Below are 19587 nucleotides of genomic sequence, written 5' to 3'. Positions count from 1 at the left end.
TAAAAATATGGCTATAGATCACGAATATAAAACTATTTATTATAAAGAATTAGCTCTAGATCCTGAAAATCCGCGTATCCCTGCCTCAAAACATAACATGGATGAAAGGGATATAATTGATTATATGCTTTTAGAGGCTGCAACTTTAGAGTTAATGCAGGCAATAGGGGAGAATGATTTTTTCAGAGGAGAACAATTATTAGTTGTTCCTGATGGGAACAAGTATAAAGTATTGGAAGGTAATAGGCGTTTAACGTCTATAAAACTTTTAAATGAGCCAGAGTTAGCTTCTGTAAAAAAGGCTTCTGTTAAAGAAATATATGATACTGCGAAATTTCATCCTCAACATATTCCCTGTTTAATCTTCAACTCAGAAGAAGAAATAAGAAAATATCTTGGATTTAGGCATATTACAGGAATAAAGCCATGGGGACTAACCGAAAAATCTCGATATTTATATCAATTATATAAAGATCAGTTTCAAGGAGACGACAGTATTGATGTTGCGGTTAAAGATCTAGCAAAAAAAATAGGTAGTCGTAAAGACTATGTTAAAAGAGTTATAGTTGCTTATGAAATATATCAAATTGTAGAAGATGAAGGATTTTACAGAATTAAAGATTTGGATGATACAACTTTTTACGTAGGGTACATAGTTGATTCATTAAGTAGAAGTCATATATCCGCATTTTTAAACGTAGATATGTCCTCGAATAATCCATTAAAAGATATAAATAAAGCCAATCTAAAAGAATTAATATTCTGGTTTTTTAAAAAAAACGACCAGGATAAAACTAGAATTAAGGGAAAGAGTGGTGACCTAAATAAACTAAATGCTATTCTAGAAAATACAATAGCATCTTCTGCCTTTAGAGAAGGAAAAGATCTAGAAAGTGCTTATGAACTTACTGACAATATTGAATCCAGATTCTTCACAAGTATTCAAAATTCATTAAATTCTTTGGAACAAGCTGATTCGCTAGTTCATAAAGTAACCGATTTTTATGGTGAATTAGAGGCTGATCTCGTACAAATAAGAAAGCTGACATCAAAGATCAAGCAAAGCAAAGATGAGTTATTAAATAAAGAAATATTTGGTGATGGAGACGAGTTTTAATGAAAAGTTAGAGAAACAATTTCGGAATTTCTCGATTGAATCTCCCAAAGTATCAAAGTATATTGAGCATATATATGCAGATTATGTAGAATTGAATGCTTTGTTTTTAAAAGAAGAAGTTACAATTGCAGATATTTCTGATAAATTACAAGATGTAAAAGATTCCAATGTATTAGAGACAGATGAACTGGACAATATTGAAAACAAACTAGATGAGATAGCTTCTCTTGAGGCTGAGAAGAACGATATTATTGAAGAAAAGTTCTATTCTATTTTTTCTATTTGTCAAGATAGAGAGAAACTTTATGAAGTTGATGAATACCCATTTTTAATCAATAAGAATCAAATAAAATTGAAAGATAATCTCACAAATAAACAAAAACTATACATACTATTGCTTTTGTGCTCTAATTTGAATTATTTCAAAGAAATTGATCATGAATTGACTGTCGATTTTGAGATGTTATCATTCTATTGTCTTAAATTTTTTCTTCCACGAAAAGCTGTAATTAAATCATTCGGAAAGAATTCTACATACAAAGGTAATGCAAGAACAAAAATATCTCAATTAGCTGAAGATTTAAATACTAAAATTAATATTGATAAACTAGACTCAATTCCCCAGACAAACACACAAGAGAGAGGTCTTGATTTAATTGGTTGGATCCCTTTCGTTGATAAAATACCAAATATGGTCATTGTTTTAGGACAATGTGCTTGTGGAAAAAATTGGAATTATAAGCAATACGAAACGCAGAGATTTAGGGAATATATCGTTTTTCCTAAATTGCCTATTCACGCCATGTTTATTCCTTATGCAATGAGTATTCCCAAGGATGTAAAATTTCACCAGTATGATGAAATTTTAAGTGATCAACTTCTCTTTGACAGAAAAAGAATTTTAGAGCAAATTGATGATTTCAATTTCTCTACAGAACTAAAATCTTTCTCTGCTGTAGAAGTGAGTATTAAAGATAGAATAGTAGTGTAGTATTGTAGTATGGGAACCACAAAGAAAAGTAGCACTACAATAATAGATGCCATTAGTCAGGTATTAAAAAATAGCAAAAGACCGTTAACAGTCAATGCCATATATGATAATATCATTGCAAATGACTACTATAAATTCAAAGCTCAGAATCCATTAAATGTAATGAGAGTTGAGTTACGCCGTCATTGCCAAGGTGTCGATTTTCCTACAGCCTCAAAAAGAAAGCACTTTCAAATTTTAAATGATGGAACTTATTGTCTAATAGAATATTCTTCCCTTTATTTAAAAGAGGATAAAAAGAAAAGTGCCATAATCGCTGATGAAAAGAGATTAATAGAAATACTAAAAACTACTCATACAGATTATATAAAATCCTTCAAGATACAACTCCTAGAACAACTTAAAGACTTAGACCCATTAGTTTTCGAACTATTTAGTAAGAAATTGCTTAAAGTTTACGGCTTTCGAGATATGAAAGTAACTAAACCTCAAAAAGATGGAGGGATTGATGGTTATGGTAAATTGAAAGTTGGCATTTCTTACTTAAATGTAGCTTTTCAATGTAAAAGATGGAAAAACACAAGTATAGGGCGCACTGAGATTGATAAATTTAGAGGGGCAATTCAAGGGGATTTTGAACAAGGGATATTTATAACAACTTCCAAGTTTTCAAAAGAAGCTTTAAATGCCACAACAAAAAAAGGAGCAGTTCCTATAATTTTGATAGATGGTATGATGATTATAGATATCATGATTGAAAAGAAATTTGGAATTGAGATACAAGATATTCCATTATACATAAATGCTTTAGATTCAATTTGGGACTAAAAAAAATGTTTCTTTTTTGTCCGTTCAGGCTCATTGAAAAAAGAAACGGACTGAAATTCTCAGTCCGCATATTAGAATAAATTATTGCGTTCGTTTTATTTCTGATTCAAACACATACCAACTATCTCTATAATTTTCACCAATAAGATTAAAGACTTCGTTCAGATTGCAGTTTTGAGCATATTTCTTGGCTTTAAAGATGCTATCGAACTCGCCCAATTTCCGAAAGCCGATAAAAAGACTATACATATTCTTCTAGTTTTAGTGAGTAATTAAGCCACCATCCTTTCCTCAATCATAGAGATATTATTTTCCACAAGATTAATTATCTGATTGTGGTATTCTGTATTTTTATTACATACCCCTCTCGATTGAATAACCCGAAGTTGTGATAAAGAAATTTCTATTGGTGTACTTCCACTCGAATAGAGAATCGCTTGCTGCGCGTTGCTCTAAATAGGCTTGTATTGTATTCTTGAAATGCTTTGTTATTTTCATAATTATTCTGCTTTTAGATTTAATACTGTGTTTAATTCGTCTTGCTTAGTCTTGGAAAATATCCACCCTGCGTGCTTTTGGTTGTTATAATTCAATCTCGGATTGAACTTGCCACCCATAGCAGACAATAGGTCTTTAATTGCTTTGGTATCCCCAAACAAGGCGATTGCTTTCTCCGAATAATCCACTATCTCAAAAGAGAGATTCTCGTTTGTGATGGCTGTTTCTGTCGAAGTCGGATTATTATTTTCATTCAATGATTTGAGGTGTATATTATCCTCGTTTCCTGCGGTGTAGGCAAATTCTTCGATTGTTTTTTCTCTTTTGTAGATAGGGCATTTTTCGATTATCCAACCGTGATACTTACTTTCGCCTAAGTAATAACCATCGCCCATGCTGTATTTTTCCCGATGTTCATAGTCCTCATTATACTCTGCTAAATAGGCTATTTCCTCGAAGTTTGAAGCGTGTTTTCTCATTTCAGAAAACAACTCTCTCTTATGCTTTGAAAAGCCTAAAATAACGGTGCGTTGTGGGCTGTGGGCGAAGTAGTCGGTTGGACTGTCGCTCTCGTTCTGTCTTAATCGTGCCACGATAACGGCTTGTGCATCTTCGGGAAATATCTCGGCAAAGCGTTTGCGACCAATCGTTTTAACTTCTTCAACTCGTATGCGTTCCTTTTCTTCTTCGTCTGCTTCCGCTTTTTTCTTTTGCTCTGCTTCTTGTAGGAGTATAGCCACCTCGAAGCCGTCCATAAACTGAGGGTTTTTACTGTCGTAATAGAAACCAATGCCAAATTTTTCTTTCAATGGTCTGATAATATTGGCTGTATGAAAATCTTTTGTAGTTAGGTTGATTAGCTTGTAAGTGATGCCCCATTGATTTACTACAATATCATACACTACATACCTGTGGTAGCTGTAACCCTCCATTTGGATAATCTGATTGACCTCTACCACTTGTTTGGCTCTATCTATTTCTTTGTTTGCTCCTAATAAAAATACTTTGTTCATAGTTGTATTATTTGAATAAGTTAATAATCGGAATTTTATTTGCTTCTGCTCTGCGGACTGTATAGCCTGTACCACTACGGAAAGAATGTGTATTGTAGTAGGCTATCAGTAAGGAGCAATGCTCTAACATATAGTTGTTACGATGGAGAAAACAGCCGTCATAGTAGTGAGAGGAAAGGAGTATATTTGCTGTTGCTTTGTCAGCAATGGCAATATATCGCTCATTATCCCCGTCTGTGAAATAATTGTGATGACCTGTATAGGGTACGGCAATAAATAGTTGCATATCTGCAAATTTTTCTTGCAAGGTCAATACGACTTCTGCCGACAATAAGTCGAACCCTCTTGCACCACCAACAATGAATGTGTTGTAGCCATTATTGTACTGCTCTGTCAGCACTGCTGTCAGTCCTTCTTTCAAGAACAGTAAATTATCTGTTGTAATATTTCTATGCCCTGTAAAGGCAATCGTTTTCGATTTATCAATGAATCTATTTTTCATGCTGTGAAATGTTAAAGGATAAATACTATTATTCCCATGACAATGGCTACCAAAAAGAGAATGAAAAGAAGGTAGAAAACAACATGAATAGACAAACGGATGATTTTAAGTACGCTATGGACAATTATATATATTCCGACCACCGATACTACCGACACGCCTATTTTAGACACAAACCACACGCAAAGAGCCACAAATGCCACTCTGAATCCCAATTTTATGCTACGAGTGAGATAGGAAATGTTGTTCTCATTATTCTTTTTTTCTGTTCTTTTCATATCCATCGACTTTTTTTTTATGCCATGTCGTTTCGATGAGGTGTATGTTGTTCTAAAGGCAGCAAAAGATCAGATTGTCGGAATGACAAATTTTTTGAAAAAAATACGCTCGCCCGAAGTATGAGGGAAAGAGGAAGATTATTTTCAAAATCCCGACAGGGACTCGAATTTCACGTCATGCCGAGAATATGGATAACCTTTGCCTGAAAGACACAGCCGCCTCATCGGTATGATATGTGCATAGAGGAGATGGATATTAGAAAAGAGCCGAAAAATCGTTGTTTCGGAAAATGGGAAAAATGATATTTTGGGGAAATATCTATTACAGGCTAGTGTACACTTGAAAAGTAGTACTCTTGCCGAAACGTCTATCCGGGACTGTCTTGAACAAGAATGTAATGGGAGTGAAAGAGGGTCGGAGGATAATTTTATTCTTCTTCTATTATTTTGTCAATATATCTATTTACGTCATATTTAAATTGAGCATCGTTATTGTATTGTGTTAGAATAAGGCGACCTCCATCTTCAATGCTGGTTATACTTATAGCTCTATACCAGACTAACTTTTCAATTGTTCTATCAAAATAGTCATTATTAGATTCAAACATACCAAAGTGTTCCCAATAAAAGACATTCTTAGTTTTCATATTTGCAATGGTAAAATCCGGATATCTTTCCTGGCATCTTGCTATCAGAGCTTTCTCATATGTAATACGCAGAAATTCAAAAGTTAAGAGTCTATTGTATATATACAATTCCTGTTTAGATCTAACTTTTACACCATTAGATGCCTCATGTTGAAGGTTTTTGCTAAATATATTACCCATTTCTGATCCTTTGGCCAATACTGTTTTCTCTGGTAAAGGTGCATTATCGGAGGAAATAGTATCTTGCGGATAAAATTTCCATTTATAGTGATGATGAATGGAAGTATCAACACTACAATTGGGAATAAGCTGCAAAAGAACTTTATCCTGATGCATTTTTCTCATAAACCGACTGAAATCAATGCTTGTCGGAAATTCATCCTTAAATGGTTCTTTTGTTCGGATATAATCATATATCTCTGATAAATTAGATATTTCGGTTTTGCGCGTACTTTTGAAATACGCTTGAATAATAGTGTTAAGTTGTTTCAATAAAAGATATTCTTTGGGTAATTTCTTCATACTATTATTATTCAAGTTTGTTCTATTCTTACTGTTTTACCAAAAAATAATCCGGTGACTGATTGAGCTCCAAGTTCAATCAACTTACGCTTGACTTGAATAAAACTTTCACCGGTTGTGAATATATCATCAATCAGTAAGACATCCTTGCCTTGAAAATAGTTAGGGTGAAAAATCAAATTTTCAAGTTTATCGTACCCTTTAGTCCCTTTCAACTGTTGGCGATCTTCTTTTATCCAGATAGCTTTGAAGCCGTCTTCGACTTTGAGCCTTTTGGCTAACAAATAAATAAATTGGGCAAAACGTTGTATATTTCGTTCTTTAGTAGCTGCCGGAATCGGTATCAATATAGGATTTTTTAATTCTTTGATAAAGGGCATACGCATAATAGCTAAGGAAAATAATTTAGCAACCAAGGCTGACTGTTTCCCCTCCTTGAAACGAAAAACAAGATTGGAAACTTTCTTCTGGTATGTAGAAATTTCCTTATAGTGAGATACCGGATAGTAATCATGGATATAAAAGCACAAGGCATTATCAACCCTTATCTTTCCTTTGAAATGATTGGTATAAGGAAAAAATTTCCGAACAAAATCGCTCTCGAATGTAAAATGCAAGATGTCCCGCCAAAGCTTCAATGTGTTTTCATCGCTTACTCTATATACCTCTCCTTCGGCATGATCTTCTCCGGCTAAGCCTGCTCCAATAAATAATGATTCGTTAAATTTGTCTTTGGAAACAATGTACCAATCGAAAGAAGAACATATTTTATCAATCGGGCAGTCTAAATTACACATAAAATAAAATTGGCTATCTTCTTTCTGTACAACAAGAAACTCACCCGGTAATTTCAAAAGTTCAAAATAATTACCAACGTCATTTTCTGCTACCTCTTCAATCGGAATACTTATTTGAAGGTTATCAATCATATGAAAAGTATTGAAATGTGTATCTGTCAAATATAATAATTATCAGAAGAAATATCCACAAGTTTGTACAAAAAAAGCCTCCCTCATAAAATGCGGGAGGTCCTCTCAAATATTTGCATCAGCTATTCTTTTGGCTTCTTCTTTACGGTATGTTTTACTTTTAGGACAGAAAGATTGAGTTCGATAGTTGTTTCAGTACCCACAGTTTGATAATCGTTGCTCAATACATCCGAAATCAATTCACCACTTCGTTGCATCAATGTTTTTTGCATCTTCTTGTCAGAAGTTTCAGACATCTCAACTATACTACGGGATAATTCACGAACTTTTGCGAAAGTTTCAATAATACCAATGGTTGTTTCTGTTGCTTTGGGAGATTTCAATATTGTAGCAATCATATAAAGTCCTTTTTCAGAGAATCCTTTGGGAGCAATACGACTCTTCATTAAACTTGTGGTCGAAAATTTCGACCGCAAATTTTCGAACTCTTTCTCTGTCAGTTGAACGATATAACCTTCTGGGAATTTATCGGGATTATTCTTTACTGCTTCATTGATACGTTTTGTTTCAACTCCATAAAATTCAGCCACATCACTATCCAAGATTATATGCTTACCTTGAATTAAAATTATCTTCTCTTCTATTTTTTGTAATATCATGGTCAATTTACTTTTTTTGTGAATCTTCAGCTTCATCTTGTACATACCCAACTTTCTTTCGCGGCTTATTTTCTAATTCTTTTACACTTGCCAATTCGGTCAAAGCCTGATATATGTCATTGAACTGCATATTTGTCTCAAGCATAAAGCTTTCTAACCTTTGATTAAGCTCTGCGTATCCCAAAGCATATTGCCGTATGACAACAAAGGCTCTCATGATAGAAATATTAATATCAATAGCAGCTTTACTTCTCAAAACAGATGAAAGCATAGCTACACCCTGTTCAGAGAAAGCAAAAGGCATAGCAGGACTGAATTTTATTTTTTCTGGGAGGTTATCACAAACTGTGATAACCTCTTGCCATTCGTTCCTAGTCAATTCAAACATAAAATCGGAAGGGAAGCGTTCAATATTTCTTCTCACTGCTTGCTTTAACGTTCTGTTCTCTACTTGATATAATTCAGCTAAATGAAAATCCAACATTACTCGACAGCCTCGAACTTCAAATATCCTGTTTTGTACTACTTGCAATTCCATACTAATTCAAACTAAATTGTGAGTACTCTCTAATAATCAAATCACAGTCTATAAGCCGATTCTGAGATTTATTTGATTGATACAATGAGCCAAGTACCCATTCACGAAAAACCTTTGCATAAAATGATTGAGTCCTGAAGCTCAAATAGGTAATTACCTCCAAGTTGTAATATATTCGGATGCACTCCCCATATATAGGACAAGTGTAACGATGTTCACTTACAACCTCATTTTCTCTCAGTAAATTTTCTTTGAATATTCCTTTCAAATGTTTATTGACGGTCGAAATATTTATTCTAAAAAAATCGGCTATTTCATTGACAGTCATCCAAACTGTACCGGATACAAATTTTACATCAACTGAATTTCCTGTAATTTTGATATGTCCTGTTTTCATAATTTCTCAATTTATAGTGTCAGTTTACTCATCTCATTACTGATCATATTCTCAGTAATTCGAGCATATATCTGAGTCGTTTTAATATTAGTATGTCCTAGCATTTTAGATACAGCTTCGATTGATACACCTTTGGCGAGGGTCGTAGTACTGGCAAATGTGTGTCTTGCAAGATGGAAGCTCAGCCGCTTCTCAATACCACATAGATCGGCAATTTCTTTCAAATAACTATTCATCTTTTGATTACTCAATGTTGGCAATACTTTGTCATCTTTTTGTTGCCCTCTATATTTTTCAATAATGGCTAAAGGAATATTTAACAATGGAACATTCACAATGGTATCTGTTTTTGCTCGCCTAGTCATGATCCATAATTTATCATCTATACCAATTTTAATATTATCGTATGTCAGTTTGAAGGTATCAACGTACGCCAAGCCGGTATAACAAGCAAAGACGAAGATATCTCTTACTTTTTCAAGTCGTTCAATATCAAATTCTTTATTTTTGATAATGTCAAGCTCTTGGTCTGTCAGATATCCTCTGTCCACTTTTTTGAAATGTATCTTATAATTGGCAAATGGATTATGTTGCATCCATCCGTTGTTTTGAGCGATAAGAATTACACGTTTGAAAAATTGAATAAATTTAGCCGTTGTATTAGGACTACAATTAGCCTGTGTTCGTAGATACACCTCAAAGTCAGAAATGAATTGATATTTAATTTCCTTCACATTGATATCAGAAATATTATACTTGAATTTCATAAACTCCGACAACCGCGTATAAGTAACCTTATATTTTTGTAAAGTCGCTTTTGTTTTATTGATGCCAACTAGTGCTTCAATATCTTTTATCAGATCGCGAAACAACTCAAGTAACATTGTATTATCTGTAGAAATGCCCAGATAAGAATTTTTCAATTTCTCGGCAGTCACAAAATTATCTTTCTCAAAGATATCTCGATATTTGTTGTGCAGAATCGTACGGCAAGCATCCAATATCTGATTAACTTCTCGTGCTTCGCGAGAACTACCCATAGCCTTGTGGTTTTCCATATCCCAGATCTCGGCTCTGATATCTTTGTGAATATTAAAACTTACTGCTTCGCCTGCAATAGTTACCCTACAGAATATAGGGGTGAACGAATTTTTCTTCATTTTATCTTTTCTCAGATAAAATGTGATGTTAAATGTGCTTTTTGAGGTTCTCATAACTTCTCTTTTTTGGTGTTAAAATTAATTTTAATCAGCTATTATAGAGAGAATTAAACACTTCCAATATTGGACAAAAAATTGCCAATTTGCGACATCTCAAGGGTGAACGAATAAAACTGATAGGGTGAACACTTTAGCAAAAAACAGTGTCCAAAAATGGCTTTTTTATGACTTTCGTTGGAAAAGTAAAAACATAAAAAAATCCCACAATACGTTGATATTGTAGGATTTATCCAAGCTTTGTCGCTTTTTGTCTTTCTTAAAAGCGGAAGCGGGGGGATTCGAACCCCCGGTACGGTTACCCGTACGTCAGTTTAGCAAACTGGTGGTTTCAGCCACTCACCCACACTTCCTGACTTTCAATTGACAGTATTTTATCAATCGTGGTGCAAATATAATTGTTTGTTTCGATATTGCAAACAGTTTGCCGCTTAAATAGCTTTTTCTTTAATTAAATACTCGGCTATCTGAACTGCATTCAGTGCTGCACCTTTCTTTATCTGATCGGCAACCACCCAAAACGTCAGTCCGTTCGGGTTGGCAATATCCTCGCGGATACGTCCTACATAAACCGGATCTTCGCCTGCGACAAACAAAGGCATCGGATAATCTTTCTCTGCCGGATTATCCTGCAATATAACTCCTTCGGCTTTGGCAAAAGCCTCTTTTGCTTCCTGAGGCGATACAGGGCGTTCGGTTTCTACCCAGATAGCTTCGGAATGTGAACGCAAAACAGGTACACGGATACATGTCGCACTTACCTGAATATCGGAATGCATAATCTTCTGCGTCTCATGATACATCTTCAATTCCTCTTTCGTATATCCGTTGTCGGTGAATACATCTATCTGCGGGATGAGGTTGTATGCCAGTTGATAGGCAAACTTCTCTACCGTCACATCCGAATTTTGCATCAACTGCATATATTGGTTTACCAGCTCGTCCATTGCTGCTGCTCCTGCCCCCGATGCTGCCTGATAGGTTGCTACATGTGCCCGCTTGATATGGGATATTTTCTCTATCACGTTCATGGCTACCACCATTTGTATGGTCGAGCAGTTAGGATTGGCTATAATCCCTTTCGGGCGGATTTTTGCATCTTCGCCGTTTACTTCGGGAACAACCAACGGAACATCCTTATCCATGCGGAATGCGCTGGAATTGTCTATCATGATAGCTCCGTGCTTCGTGATGGTCGGGGCAAATTCAGTTGCGGTACCTCCTCCTGCCGAGACAAAGGCGATATCTATACCTTTGAAATCGTCGTTGTGCTGAAGTTCTTTGACCGTATATTCTTTTCCCATGAATGAATACTTTCGTCCTGCACTACGAGCCGAACCGAATAATACTAATTCATCGAAAGGGAAGTTTCTTTCTTCTATCACCCGCAGGAATTCCTGCCCTACGGCACCACTGGCGCCCACAATAGCTATTCTCATTCTATACTTTAAATGTTGCGGTTATATACTCCGAAAAATTGAGGGAGTAAAGATAAATGATTTTCTCCTAAAAACAAGAAAGGAACAGCCTCTTTGAGACTGCCCCTTGTTTTTTCATTCCAGAGAATGGATTCAATTACTGCATAGCTTGTGCAACTTTTTGTCCCAATTCTGCAAGTTTCTGAGCTTCTTCTGGAGTCAATTTTGCAAAATCTTCTGCATGATCTTGTGCATATTTTGCATACTCTTCAGAAATTTTTGTGTACTCTTGAATAGCAGAAGCATCACCAGCTTTAATTTTAGGACCAAGTTCGATCATCTTGTTACAGATTTTTTCGTATTCAGCAAGAGCATTGCTGCTTGAAGATGAACTTGACTCTGTAGTTTCTGTAGTTTCAGTTGTGCCTTCTCCTGAATTAGCAGTAGAACCACCACATGCTACAAAAGATACTGACATTGCAGCGATTGCAATAACCATTAAAATTTTTTTCATTGTTTTGAGTGTTTTTTTAATTATTAAAAAATTACCAGTGGCAAAGATATACAATATTTTATAATGTTATGAAACGTTAACTACTATTTTTTTAGTTTTATTTGTTAAATAACAAATTACACCGCCGATCTAAATATTCGGTTTATCTACTATGGTTGTTGCCAGAATTTCTATATCGCTCTTTATTATAGGCGAATACAAAAGGCTGTTCAAAAGCATAAGTCCGCTCTTGGAACGGGTTCCCGAAATCGTTATTTGCCCGCCTTCTATCTCGGAGTATACCATAGGAGCCAGCAAAACAGTGTTATCTACACAGATAACCAATATCCTCCCGATATTCTTTTTGGTAAGGTCATAGAATTGTTCTGCACCTTCATCATTCAGCGTAATATCCATTTGGTCATACCTGTCTTCTATTCCCGGCTTGATAGCACTCTTTTTAAATGTCCTGTTTATGTTTATATTGGCATCTGTATCGCGCAACATATAAAGATTTGCCCTTTCGCCGTCCACATATTCCCATGCAAATTTTATATCCTCCGGAAAATTTGCTCTTTCCCTGTTTACTCCTATAATGCTATCCACAGTAGCAACAGCGACTTCGTTTATATTCGAAAGCAAAAGAGAAGGGTTAAGCGTCATTTCCAAAGTATAATAATAGCGGATAGAATCTACAAGATTCATGCCTACTTCCATCTGTACCACTTCGGGATAAGTATATATCTCGGAGATAGTCATATTTCCATGCGCAAAGAGCGGGGCTATTCTTTCAGTTTTCAGCCCGGGCAATTCTATCGCATACGTCGAATCGGGCTCATTGTAGCGTATGGTCGGGATTACGCCCGGAGCTACATGCTTCAACCGAAGGGTTAATATCGAATCTATTTGTTCGATACTTTCGCCATGCTCTTCCATGCCTGTGATGCGGCATTTTGCGACCACTCCGCCATCTTCCTCCAAGGTATACATCTTCTTCTGGCACGAGGTCAGGAAAGCCAACAATACTATAATAAGGAACAAGCTCTTTCTCATAGATGCATTATTCAACAATAATATAAGGGGTTATGATATTTTCACTGCTCATAGTTACACCTTTGTCCGAGATAGCCATATCGGTTATATGCATCAACCGGGGATGAATTTCGGTTGTACTGAAATGGGCATGGAAAACATATTTCGTTTTGCCTGCTTTATCAGTAAACATCGCTCCATGCCCTACCCCGACAAGTTCCGGATTCGGATGTTGGAATATCGGATTGGTTGCAGATTTTTTCCATTCGCCCAACGGTGAGGTAGCTGTAGCATAGCCTACACCATAATCGTGGCTTTGATAATGATTAGCCGAATATATCAGATAGTAAACACCATTCCGCTTGACTACCGAAGGTCCTTCGGCCACTTTGGCCATAGACATTTCCCATGGTTCGGAGACTTCGATACAAGACGTCAATGTTTCTTCTTTTATTGTCATCAAATCGCTTTCTAATTGTGCCGCCCAAATCACATTGCCATTGGTGAAACGGACGAAGTAGAGGTAAGGCGTTCCGTCCTCATCGACAAACAGAGACGAATCGATACTTTTTTCTTCACGCATCGGTTTCTTTTCATCCTGCACAAAAGGCCCTAAAGGAGAATCGGAAGTGGCAACACAGATATGTTCTTCGGCCGAATAATACATATAAAACTTTTTATTCGCCTCATTATAATACACTTCGGGTGCCCAGAACCATTTGTCACCGTAAGAATCTTTTTTGTTTAATGCCAACTCCGTATGTTTCGTCCATTCTTTCAACGATTCGGAGGAATATACCTCTATCCCGTCTGCCGAATGTGTTCCATAAGCATAATATGTCCCATCATGATAGAGAATAAAGGGATCGGCTAAAGGAATAGGCTCGGTAATGGCATTGCTATTGTTGTCTCCGCAACAAAGGAACGGGAAACTGCATAAAATAAGGAATAAAAAAGATTTCATGGTAAGTTAGGTTTTAGTTTTTTTAGAGAAAGCAAATATAGTGAAAGCCGAGTGCAATCAAGCTTGCTTGAAATTGCCGAGGCGCATCTTATAACATGCAAATATACAAAAATAGAGGTTCTTTACCGATAAAGAACCTCTAAATAGTATAGATCTTGGAGTGTCCTAAAATTTATATCCCAGAGAAATAGCCATATTGAAATTTCTGTATTTTAAGTCTCGGTATCCCCCTTTTCTCGCAATATTGATTATACTTGACGAAAATCCAATACCAAGAACATACCTGTTTTTATATTCGAGATCAGCTTTGATACCGGCACCAAAGTCAAACCGTTTCAATGATTCGCCATGAGAAGAATCGGAATGTCCAAATGTATTCCATTCCCTCTTTGAAGTTCCATCGCTCCAGAAACCACTATTCAATTTTTGTTTGGTCTTTCCCCCTAAGCCATACGCGAAATAAGGACCTGCTCCCAAAATAAGATCCATCTGATTTGAAACACCTACCTTATAGGCAGCATATAAAGGCAATTCTAAATAGAATTGGTTGAATGTATGCGTAAAATCAGGATCTCCACCAACATAATCACTGGCATTAAAATTCTCTTGTTTAGAGCCTTTGGCCGTAAAGGATAATCCGGATTGTATCAGAAATCTCTCTTTCAGTTGCCACTCTGCAGTGATGCCCACATTGTAACCCGGTTTGAATTTGCTTTCCCATGCATCGCTAACAAATGCTGTCGATAGGTTTAATCCCGTTTTAACGCCGAACCGGATAGGACTCTTGTGCTCCTGTGCAAAGGCAATTGCGCCAACACATAGCAACAGACAGAAGAGGATAGTTCTTTTCATATTATCATCTATTCTGCAACATATTTGACTGTCCCTGTTAATATTCTGCCATTTTCGAACTTCACTGTGATAGTGAAATTGTATTCGCCAGTGGAAAGAGATGGTAAAATATCCAGATAATAGTCATAAGCTAACAAAGTCAGATCAGACACTGTTACATCCGATAATAATTTATAAACAGGATAATATCCTTCTCTAAAAGAAAGACCTTCAATATCTTCAGGTATTTGATAGTCATCAAGTTTCTTATAGTCGTTTTGAATAAATCTATATGGAGAGGCTGCAAATAATTTTATCACATCATTTAATGATGTTCCGGTAGGATGTTCACTATCGATATCTTTATCACATCGAATGTCAATTGTCTGGATATCCTCTCCCATAGCCCAATTGGTAAATGGGACTAACTTCTGATTATAGTGAGTATCACCATATTTCTGGCTATACAGGCTAAATTGTTCTTCGTGGGCATCTGACATATTGTCTATTTCCGTTCCGTAGAACTTCACATAAATAAAACTCTGCAAGTGTCCGTAGTCTCGAACACTTATCTCCATCCTATCAGGAATTATATAGGCTTGCACAAAGTTTTCGGAATAGAAAGCCCCACTGATTGGTTCATCTTCTGTACTATGGCAACTTGAGAATGCAAGAATCAAGCATGCAAACAATAGGATATTATATATAGTTTTCATATTAGGGGTCTATTTTTGGTTAAATAATTATTTGCGGATATTATAAATTATATCCAACTTATATTTATAATGGTTCTTTTCTCCAGAGGTTGAGGTTGATTTTGTAATATTTTCCGGACCTTTATTCGTATCGAATATACCACTAAGATAGTAACCATTTCTCAAGCCATCCCATCCCCAATTGCAATAGACATAGGTGTATACCTCTCCTCTCGAACCATAAGGTTTTCCTTCATAATATTCTTTCATCGTTCTTGTTCGTATCAATACTCGTTCTATCAACCAAGTATGTCCCCCATCATGATATGTATCAATAGTAATCCCAAGAATCTTTTCCTTATGTTTAAAAGAATAGCCCGAGGCAACAACCGGATATTTTCCTTTTAACTCTTCAATTATAATTTTAGTGTCATAAGCAGCAAAAAGCCCTTCATTAGAAAATCCTAAATTCTTCAGCGTTTTGGGAATATCTTTTCTATAGGCAGAACTCTCTTTTAAGCCAAAATTGACAGCTAAGTTCTCTTTCGTGCTAATTGCAGCGTATAGTTGGGCGATCTGCTCATAAGCAAATATATAACTAGCGTTAGGATGAGTGAAATTCCGATGTTCTTTCATTTCATTCCAATCGAATGAATAGCCTTTATAAGTTGCAGGAAATTTGTGATAAGCACAAAGCTGCGCTACAGCTGTAGGAACACAACCTGCTACTGCTCTTTTGCCATCTATAATATCTGCTAAATCGTCATAAGGAAGATCTTTTATCACCCAATAATCCTCATCTCGCCAATCTCCCTGTCCCCAAACAACGTAATCGGCATTTTGCCCCTGATAATAAGTATCTACCCATGGCGTATATTCCACATGGTATTCTTTAATTCTGAGTTCATCTTCCCCGGGTACGATTTGAAAATCCGGAACTGTTATAGGATCGTTGATCTGATCCCTATACGATTGGTCAATCCCCAACAAAGCACGAGCCATTCCGGGATTGTCAATTGTCCCTCCTTCAGGCAGATTGCCCGATTCGGTTATCGCAAAAACAGGGACTGTGCGCGTATCACCCGATATAATAGCAAATCCTTCGTTATTTTCGAAATTGAAAATGTAGAGAAACGGTTCTTCTTCCTCTTCTCCTCCTGCCGAACGTTTCGTGGGACTTTCTTCACCCGTAGTGTAATAATTGGCGATAACTCTTTTTGTACTCTTTTTCCCGGACGAATCGAGCATACCTAACGCCTCGTCTAATCTATCCAAAGCTTCGTCATAAGATACGCGAGTGTTTTGTACATTAGTGTCCGGTTGATGTGGGTCTTGCTCTATTTCATTATTGTCGCATGAGGCGAACACGATGAATATCAGAACAATGGGCCAAAATAATTTTTTCATAAGCTGGTCTTGTTTATTTGTGATTATTATTTAACATTGCAATGTAAGCAATCACAATCAACCCAGCAACTTTTTTTATCAAAAAATCACATTTATTTACAAAAAGACAATCTTATCGCTTTTCGAGCAACACTACGTTTTCTACGTGATGGGTATGCGGGAACATATCTACCGACTGAACTTTAACCACCTTATATTTTGCATCCAACAGGCTCAGATCGCGCGCCTGTGTCGCCGGGTTACAGCTGACATAGACAATCCGTTCGGGCGAGGCAAAAAGAATCGTCTCTATCACATCGTCGTGCATACCGGCTCTCGGAGGATCGGTGATAATTACATCCGGACGGCCATGCTCGTTGATGAAATCCTGTGTCAGAATATTTTTCATATCGCCCGCATAGAAAAGCGTATTCCCGATGCCATTGGCAGCAGCGTTTGCTTTGGCGTCTTCTATAGCCTCTTCTACATATTCTATCCCTATCACCTGTTTCGCTTGGCGGGCTACGAAGTTGGCTATTGTACCCGTACCCGTATAAAGGTCGTATACCAATTCCGACCCTGTGAGACCGGCAAATTCGCGGGCAACTTTGTAGAGATTATAGGCCTGTTCGCTATTGGTCTGATAGAAAGATTTAGGCCCTATCTTGAATCGCAAGCCTTCCATCTCCTCATAAATAAAATCATTCCCTTTCCAAGTCAGGACTTCTTGATCGGTGATGGTATCATTCGCTTTTTCGTTGAGAATGTAAAGGAGCGATGTTATCTGCGGAAACTCCCGGCCGACTGCATCGAGCAGAGTAGCCCGTTTATCAGCGGGGCATTGATAGAAGACAATGATAACCATCAGTTCGCCCGTAGTAGAAGTGCGGACAAACATGTTACGCAGCATGCCTTCGCGATTGCGCAGGTCGAAAAATGTATAATCATGATCGATAGCATATCGGCGGATAAAATTCCGTATCTGGTTCGAAACATCGTCTTGCAACCAGCATTTATTGATATCGAGCACTTTATCGAATCGCCCGGGGATATGGAATCCCAAAGCATTCATCTGCATATTATTGAAACTTTCGCCCGAATTAACGACTTCCTGCGTCAGCCATTTTTTATTGGAGAAAGAAAATTCCAGCTTGTTGCGGTAGAAGACTGTTTTTTCAGAACCTAAGATAGGCGATATTTCGGGCAATGCTATTTTCCCGATGCGCGTCAGGTTATCCGTCACCTGTTTCTGCTTGTATTTCAATTGCTCGGAGTAAGGGAGAATCTGCCATTTGCAGCCGCCACATGTACCGAAGTGCTCGCAAAAAGCCTCTACGCGGACAGGCGAATCCTTTACTATCCGTTCGGCACGCCCTTCGGCATAACGATTCTTTTTGCGGGTGATTTGCAGATCGATAATGTCTCCAGGAACGACATAAGGTACAAATACGACCATATCATCGACTTTCACAATTGCCTTGCCCTCTGCTGCAATATCTACTACTTCTACATGTTCTAACAATGGTAAATTCTTCTTTTTCCGTGCCATTCCGTTGATCTTGATTTTATGCGTGTCCGCAAAGATAGTGCTTTTTTATGATTTCCGATCTGCATAATATGGCCTCTATGTATCGAAAATATCCTGCGAAGGCAGTATTATTCTATGTTAAAATTCAGAAAAATGCAATCGCTTAGGAATATTTCATTTATATTTGCAATATCATAAAGTAATATTATCGTGCAAATAGTGAGCAATTATAAGCATATATTTTTATTTAATATTCTTCATATCAATATGATGATTGCTCTTTCGCGTGCACACACACACACACACACACACACGAATATAGCTATTTTCGATTAGTCCACCAAATCTTCTGGGTATTTTTTTCAAAAAAAAGTAAACGAGTAGACAAGTATACGAGTATACAAGAATGGAATAAACTTGTTTACTGGTCAACTCGTCTACATGTCAACTTAATAATTGCTTGTGTTAATACCAGGGGCATCCCGGGTCGCGATGACCGTGGATGCTTCCCCCCGTCCCCCTCTGCAGAAGGGGGAATGTGGGGCCATTTTTCAGGCAATAGCAGGCCCCCTCAATCCCCCGAAGGGGGAAGTATATCATCCTCTTCTATCAACAATAGAAATTTTGTAGGGACACACCTGCGTGTGCGCCCGCGAATCGATATATACGGGGCAATGTTTATTGGCTCGCCTGCGCTTCGCCGAACGATGTTTGCCCCCTACACCCAAATCGGAACGAGCTCCCTCGTATCCACTCGGGATGACAATAAAACTAACAGCTATCAGTCAACGGATAACAGTCTAATGTTGCCACGCCTTTTAAGGCGTGGATATAGTTGCATCTTTCAGGAGATGACTTTAGTCAAAAGATATTTGGCTAAAGCCATTTTTGAACCAACCTTTCGAGACCTCCACTTAAAAGTGAAGACAATTAGTAAGAACGCACCGAGATCCCTCACTCCGTTTCGGGATGACAATAAAGCTAATAGCTATCGGCTAATGGCTAAAAGCTATAAATCAACTATTTATTCACATCATCTTTTTCTGTTACCCCCTCTTGTGGAGGGGGCAGGGGGAGGTGGCTTATTCTTTTATAACATGAAAA

The 19587-nt window shown here is 37.1% G+C and carries 21 protein-coding genes, 1 tRNA gene and 1 pseudogene; 3 read left to right on the top strand and 20 right to left on the bottom strand.

All coding sequences use genetic code 11. The features are described from left to right. Positions 1 to 7 precede the first annotated feature (7 nt). From D0T66_RS15695 to D0T66_RS15685, 3 genes are read left to right on the top strand one after another with little or no spacing between them, the layout of a single operon-like run. A complete protein-coding gene (locus D0T66_RS15695; protein ID WP_163358249.1) occupies positions 8 to 1117 on the top strand; it encodes a hypothetical protein in 1110 nt (369 codons plus the stop codon). After that, a complete protein-coding gene (locus D0T66_RS15690) occupies positions 1101 to 2108 on the top strand; it encodes a hypothetical protein (RefSeq protein ID WP_163358248.1) in 1008 nt (335 codons plus the stop codon). Before D0T66_RS15695 ends, D0T66_RS15690 begins: the two co-directional genes overlap by 17 nt. Before the next feature lie 9 nt (positions 2109 to 2117). Then, positions 2118 to 2936 carry a restriction endonuclease gene (locus tag D0T66_RS15685; protein WP_163358247.1) on the top strand — a complete coding sequence of 273 codons (819 nt, stop codon included), beginning with the start codon at positions 2118 to 2120 and terminating at the stop codon, positions 2934 to 2936. Between the two features lie 272 nt (positions 2937 to 3208). Here the strand turns inward: D0T66_RS15685 and D0T66_RS16485 are convergent. The 20 genes and pseudogenes from D0T66_RS16485 to rlmD form a co-directional block, all read right to left on the bottom strand. After that, a pseudogene (locus D0T66_RS16485) lies at positions 3209 to 3343 on the bottom strand (PcfJ domain-containing protein); the annotation flags it as partial. Then, complete coding sequence (locus tag D0T66_RS16390) at positions 3291 to 3434, bottom strand: PcfK-like family protein (RefSeq protein ID WP_255489848.1); 144 nt, start codon at positions 3432 to 3434, stop codon at positions 3291 to 3293. The pseudogene D0T66_RS16485 and the gene D0T66_RS16390, both read right to left, overlap by 53 nt. Before the next feature lie 2 nt (positions 3435 to 3436). Then, positions 3437 to 4447, bottom strand: coding sequence for a fusion protein (locus D0T66_RS15675; protein ID WP_163358246.1), 1011 nt, complete (start codon positions 4445 to 4447; stop codon positions 3437 to 3439). Positions 4448 to 4454: 7 nt separating this feature from the next. Further along, positions 4455 to 4949 carry an SLOG family protein gene (locus D0T66_RS15670; protein ID WP_163358245.1) on the bottom strand — a complete coding sequence of 165 codons (495 nt, stop codon included), beginning with the start codon at positions 4947 to 4949 and terminating at the stop codon, positions 4455 to 4457. 11 nt (positions 4950 to 4960) lie between these two features. Beyond that, positions 4961 to 5227 (bottom strand): hypothetical protein, encoded by a 267-nt coding sequence (locus D0T66_RS15665; RefSeq protein WP_163358244.1) that lies wholly within the window; start codon positions 5225 to 5227, stop codon positions 4961 to 4963. A 428-nt stretch (positions 5228 to 5655) separates the two neighbouring features. Next, positions 5656 to 6396, bottom strand: a complete 741-nt coding sequence (locus tag D0T66_RS15660; protein ID WP_163358243.1) for a hypothetical protein — start codon at positions 6394 to 6396, stop codon at positions 5656 to 5658. A gap of 11 nt (positions 6397 to 6407) precedes the next feature. Further along, positions 6408 to 7325 carry a ComF family protein gene (locus tag D0T66_RS15655; protein ID WP_163358242.1) on the bottom strand — a complete coding sequence of 306 codons (918 nt, stop codon included), beginning with the start codon at positions 7323 to 7325 and terminating at the stop codon, positions 6408 to 6410. Between the two features lie 122 nt (positions 7326 to 7447). Next, positions 7448 to 7984, bottom strand: a complete 537-nt coding sequence (locus D0T66_RS15650) for an ORF6N domain-containing protein (protein ID WP_163358241.1) — start codon at positions 7982 to 7984, stop codon at positions 7448 to 7450. A gap of 7 nt (positions 7985 to 7991) precedes the next feature. Beyond that, on the bottom strand, positions 7992 to 8522 hold the full coding sequence (locus D0T66_RS15645; protein WP_163358240.1) for an ORF6N domain-containing protein: 531 nt from the start codon (positions 8520 to 8522) through the stop codon (positions 7992 to 7994). Between the two features lies 1 nt (position 8523). Next, entirely contained in the window at positions 8524 to 8919 is a 396-nt protein-coding gene (locus D0T66_RS15640) for a hypothetical protein (protein ID WP_163358239.1), read from the bottom strand. 11 nt (positions 8920 to 8930) lie between these two features. After that, positions 8931 to 10133 (bottom strand): site-specific integrase, encoded by a 1203-nt coding sequence (locus D0T66_RS15635; RefSeq protein ID WP_163358238.1) that lies wholly within the window; start codon positions 10131 to 10133, stop codon positions 8931 to 8933. A 269-nt stretch (positions 10134 to 10402) separates the two neighbouring features. Continuing rightward, positions 10403 to 10489, bottom strand: a tRNA-Ser gene (locus tag D0T66_RS15630). Between the two features lie 78 nt (positions 10490 to 10567). Beyond that, the gene (locus tag D0T66_RS15625) at positions 10568 to 11575 is read right to left on the bottom strand and encodes an aspartate-semialdehyde dehydrogenase (RefSeq protein ID WP_163358237.1); all 1008 of its coding nucleotides are present in this window, start codon (positions 11573 to 11575) and stop codon (positions 10568 to 10570) included. A gap of 136 nt (positions 11576 to 11711) precedes the next feature. After that, positions 11712 to 12068 carry a hypothetical protein gene (locus D0T66_RS15620; RefSeq protein WP_163358236.1) on the bottom strand — a complete coding sequence of 119 codons (357 nt, stop codon included), beginning with the start codon at positions 12066 to 12068 and terminating at the stop codon, positions 11712 to 11714. A gap of 129 nt (positions 12069 to 12197) precedes the next feature. Then, positions 12198 to 13100 (bottom strand): hypothetical protein, encoded by a 903-nt coding sequence (locus D0T66_RS15615; protein ID WP_163358235.1) that lies wholly within the window; start codon positions 13098 to 13100, stop codon positions 12198 to 12200. Between the two features lie 7 nt (positions 13101 to 13107). Next, complete coding sequence (locus tag D0T66_RS15610; protein WP_163358234.1) at positions 13108 to 14043, bottom strand: glycoside hydrolase family 43 protein; 936 nt, start codon at positions 14041 to 14043, stop codon at positions 13108 to 13110. A 165-nt stretch (positions 14044 to 14208) separates the two neighbouring features. Then, positions 14209 to 14895, bottom strand: a complete 687-nt coding sequence (locus tag D0T66_RS15605) for a porin family protein (RefSeq protein WP_163358233.1) — start codon at positions 14893 to 14895, stop codon at positions 14209 to 14211. 8 nt (positions 14896 to 14903) lie between these two features. Next, on the bottom strand, positions 14904 to 15590 hold the full coding sequence (locus D0T66_RS15600) for a hypothetical protein (protein ID WP_163358232.1): 687 nt from the start codon (positions 15588 to 15590) through the stop codon (positions 14904 to 14906). A 27-nt stretch (positions 15591 to 15617) separates the two neighbouring features. Then, positions 15618 to 16976, bottom strand: coding sequence for a C10 family peptidase (locus D0T66_RS15595; RefSeq protein WP_163358231.1), 1359 nt, complete (start codon positions 16974 to 16976; stop codon positions 15618 to 15620). Between the two features lie 112 nt (positions 16977 to 17088). Beyond that, positions 17089 to 18504, bottom strand: coding sequence for a 23S rRNA (uracil(1939)-C(5))-methyltransferase RlmD (rlmD, locus tag D0T66_RS15590; RefSeq protein ID WP_163358230.1), 1416 nt, complete (start codon positions 18502 to 18504; stop codon positions 17089 to 17091). Between the last annotated feature and the right edge of the window lie 1083 nt (positions 18505 to 19587).

The organism is Dysgonomonas sp. 25 (genome assembly GCF_010501075.1).
Classification (GTDB): domain Bacteria; phylum Bacteroidota; class Bacteroidia; order Bacteroidales; family Dysgonomonadaceae; genus Dysgonomonas.
The sequence above is the reverse complement of the archived record's forward strand: the minus strand, read 5'-3'. Positions and strand labels throughout refer to the sequence as shown.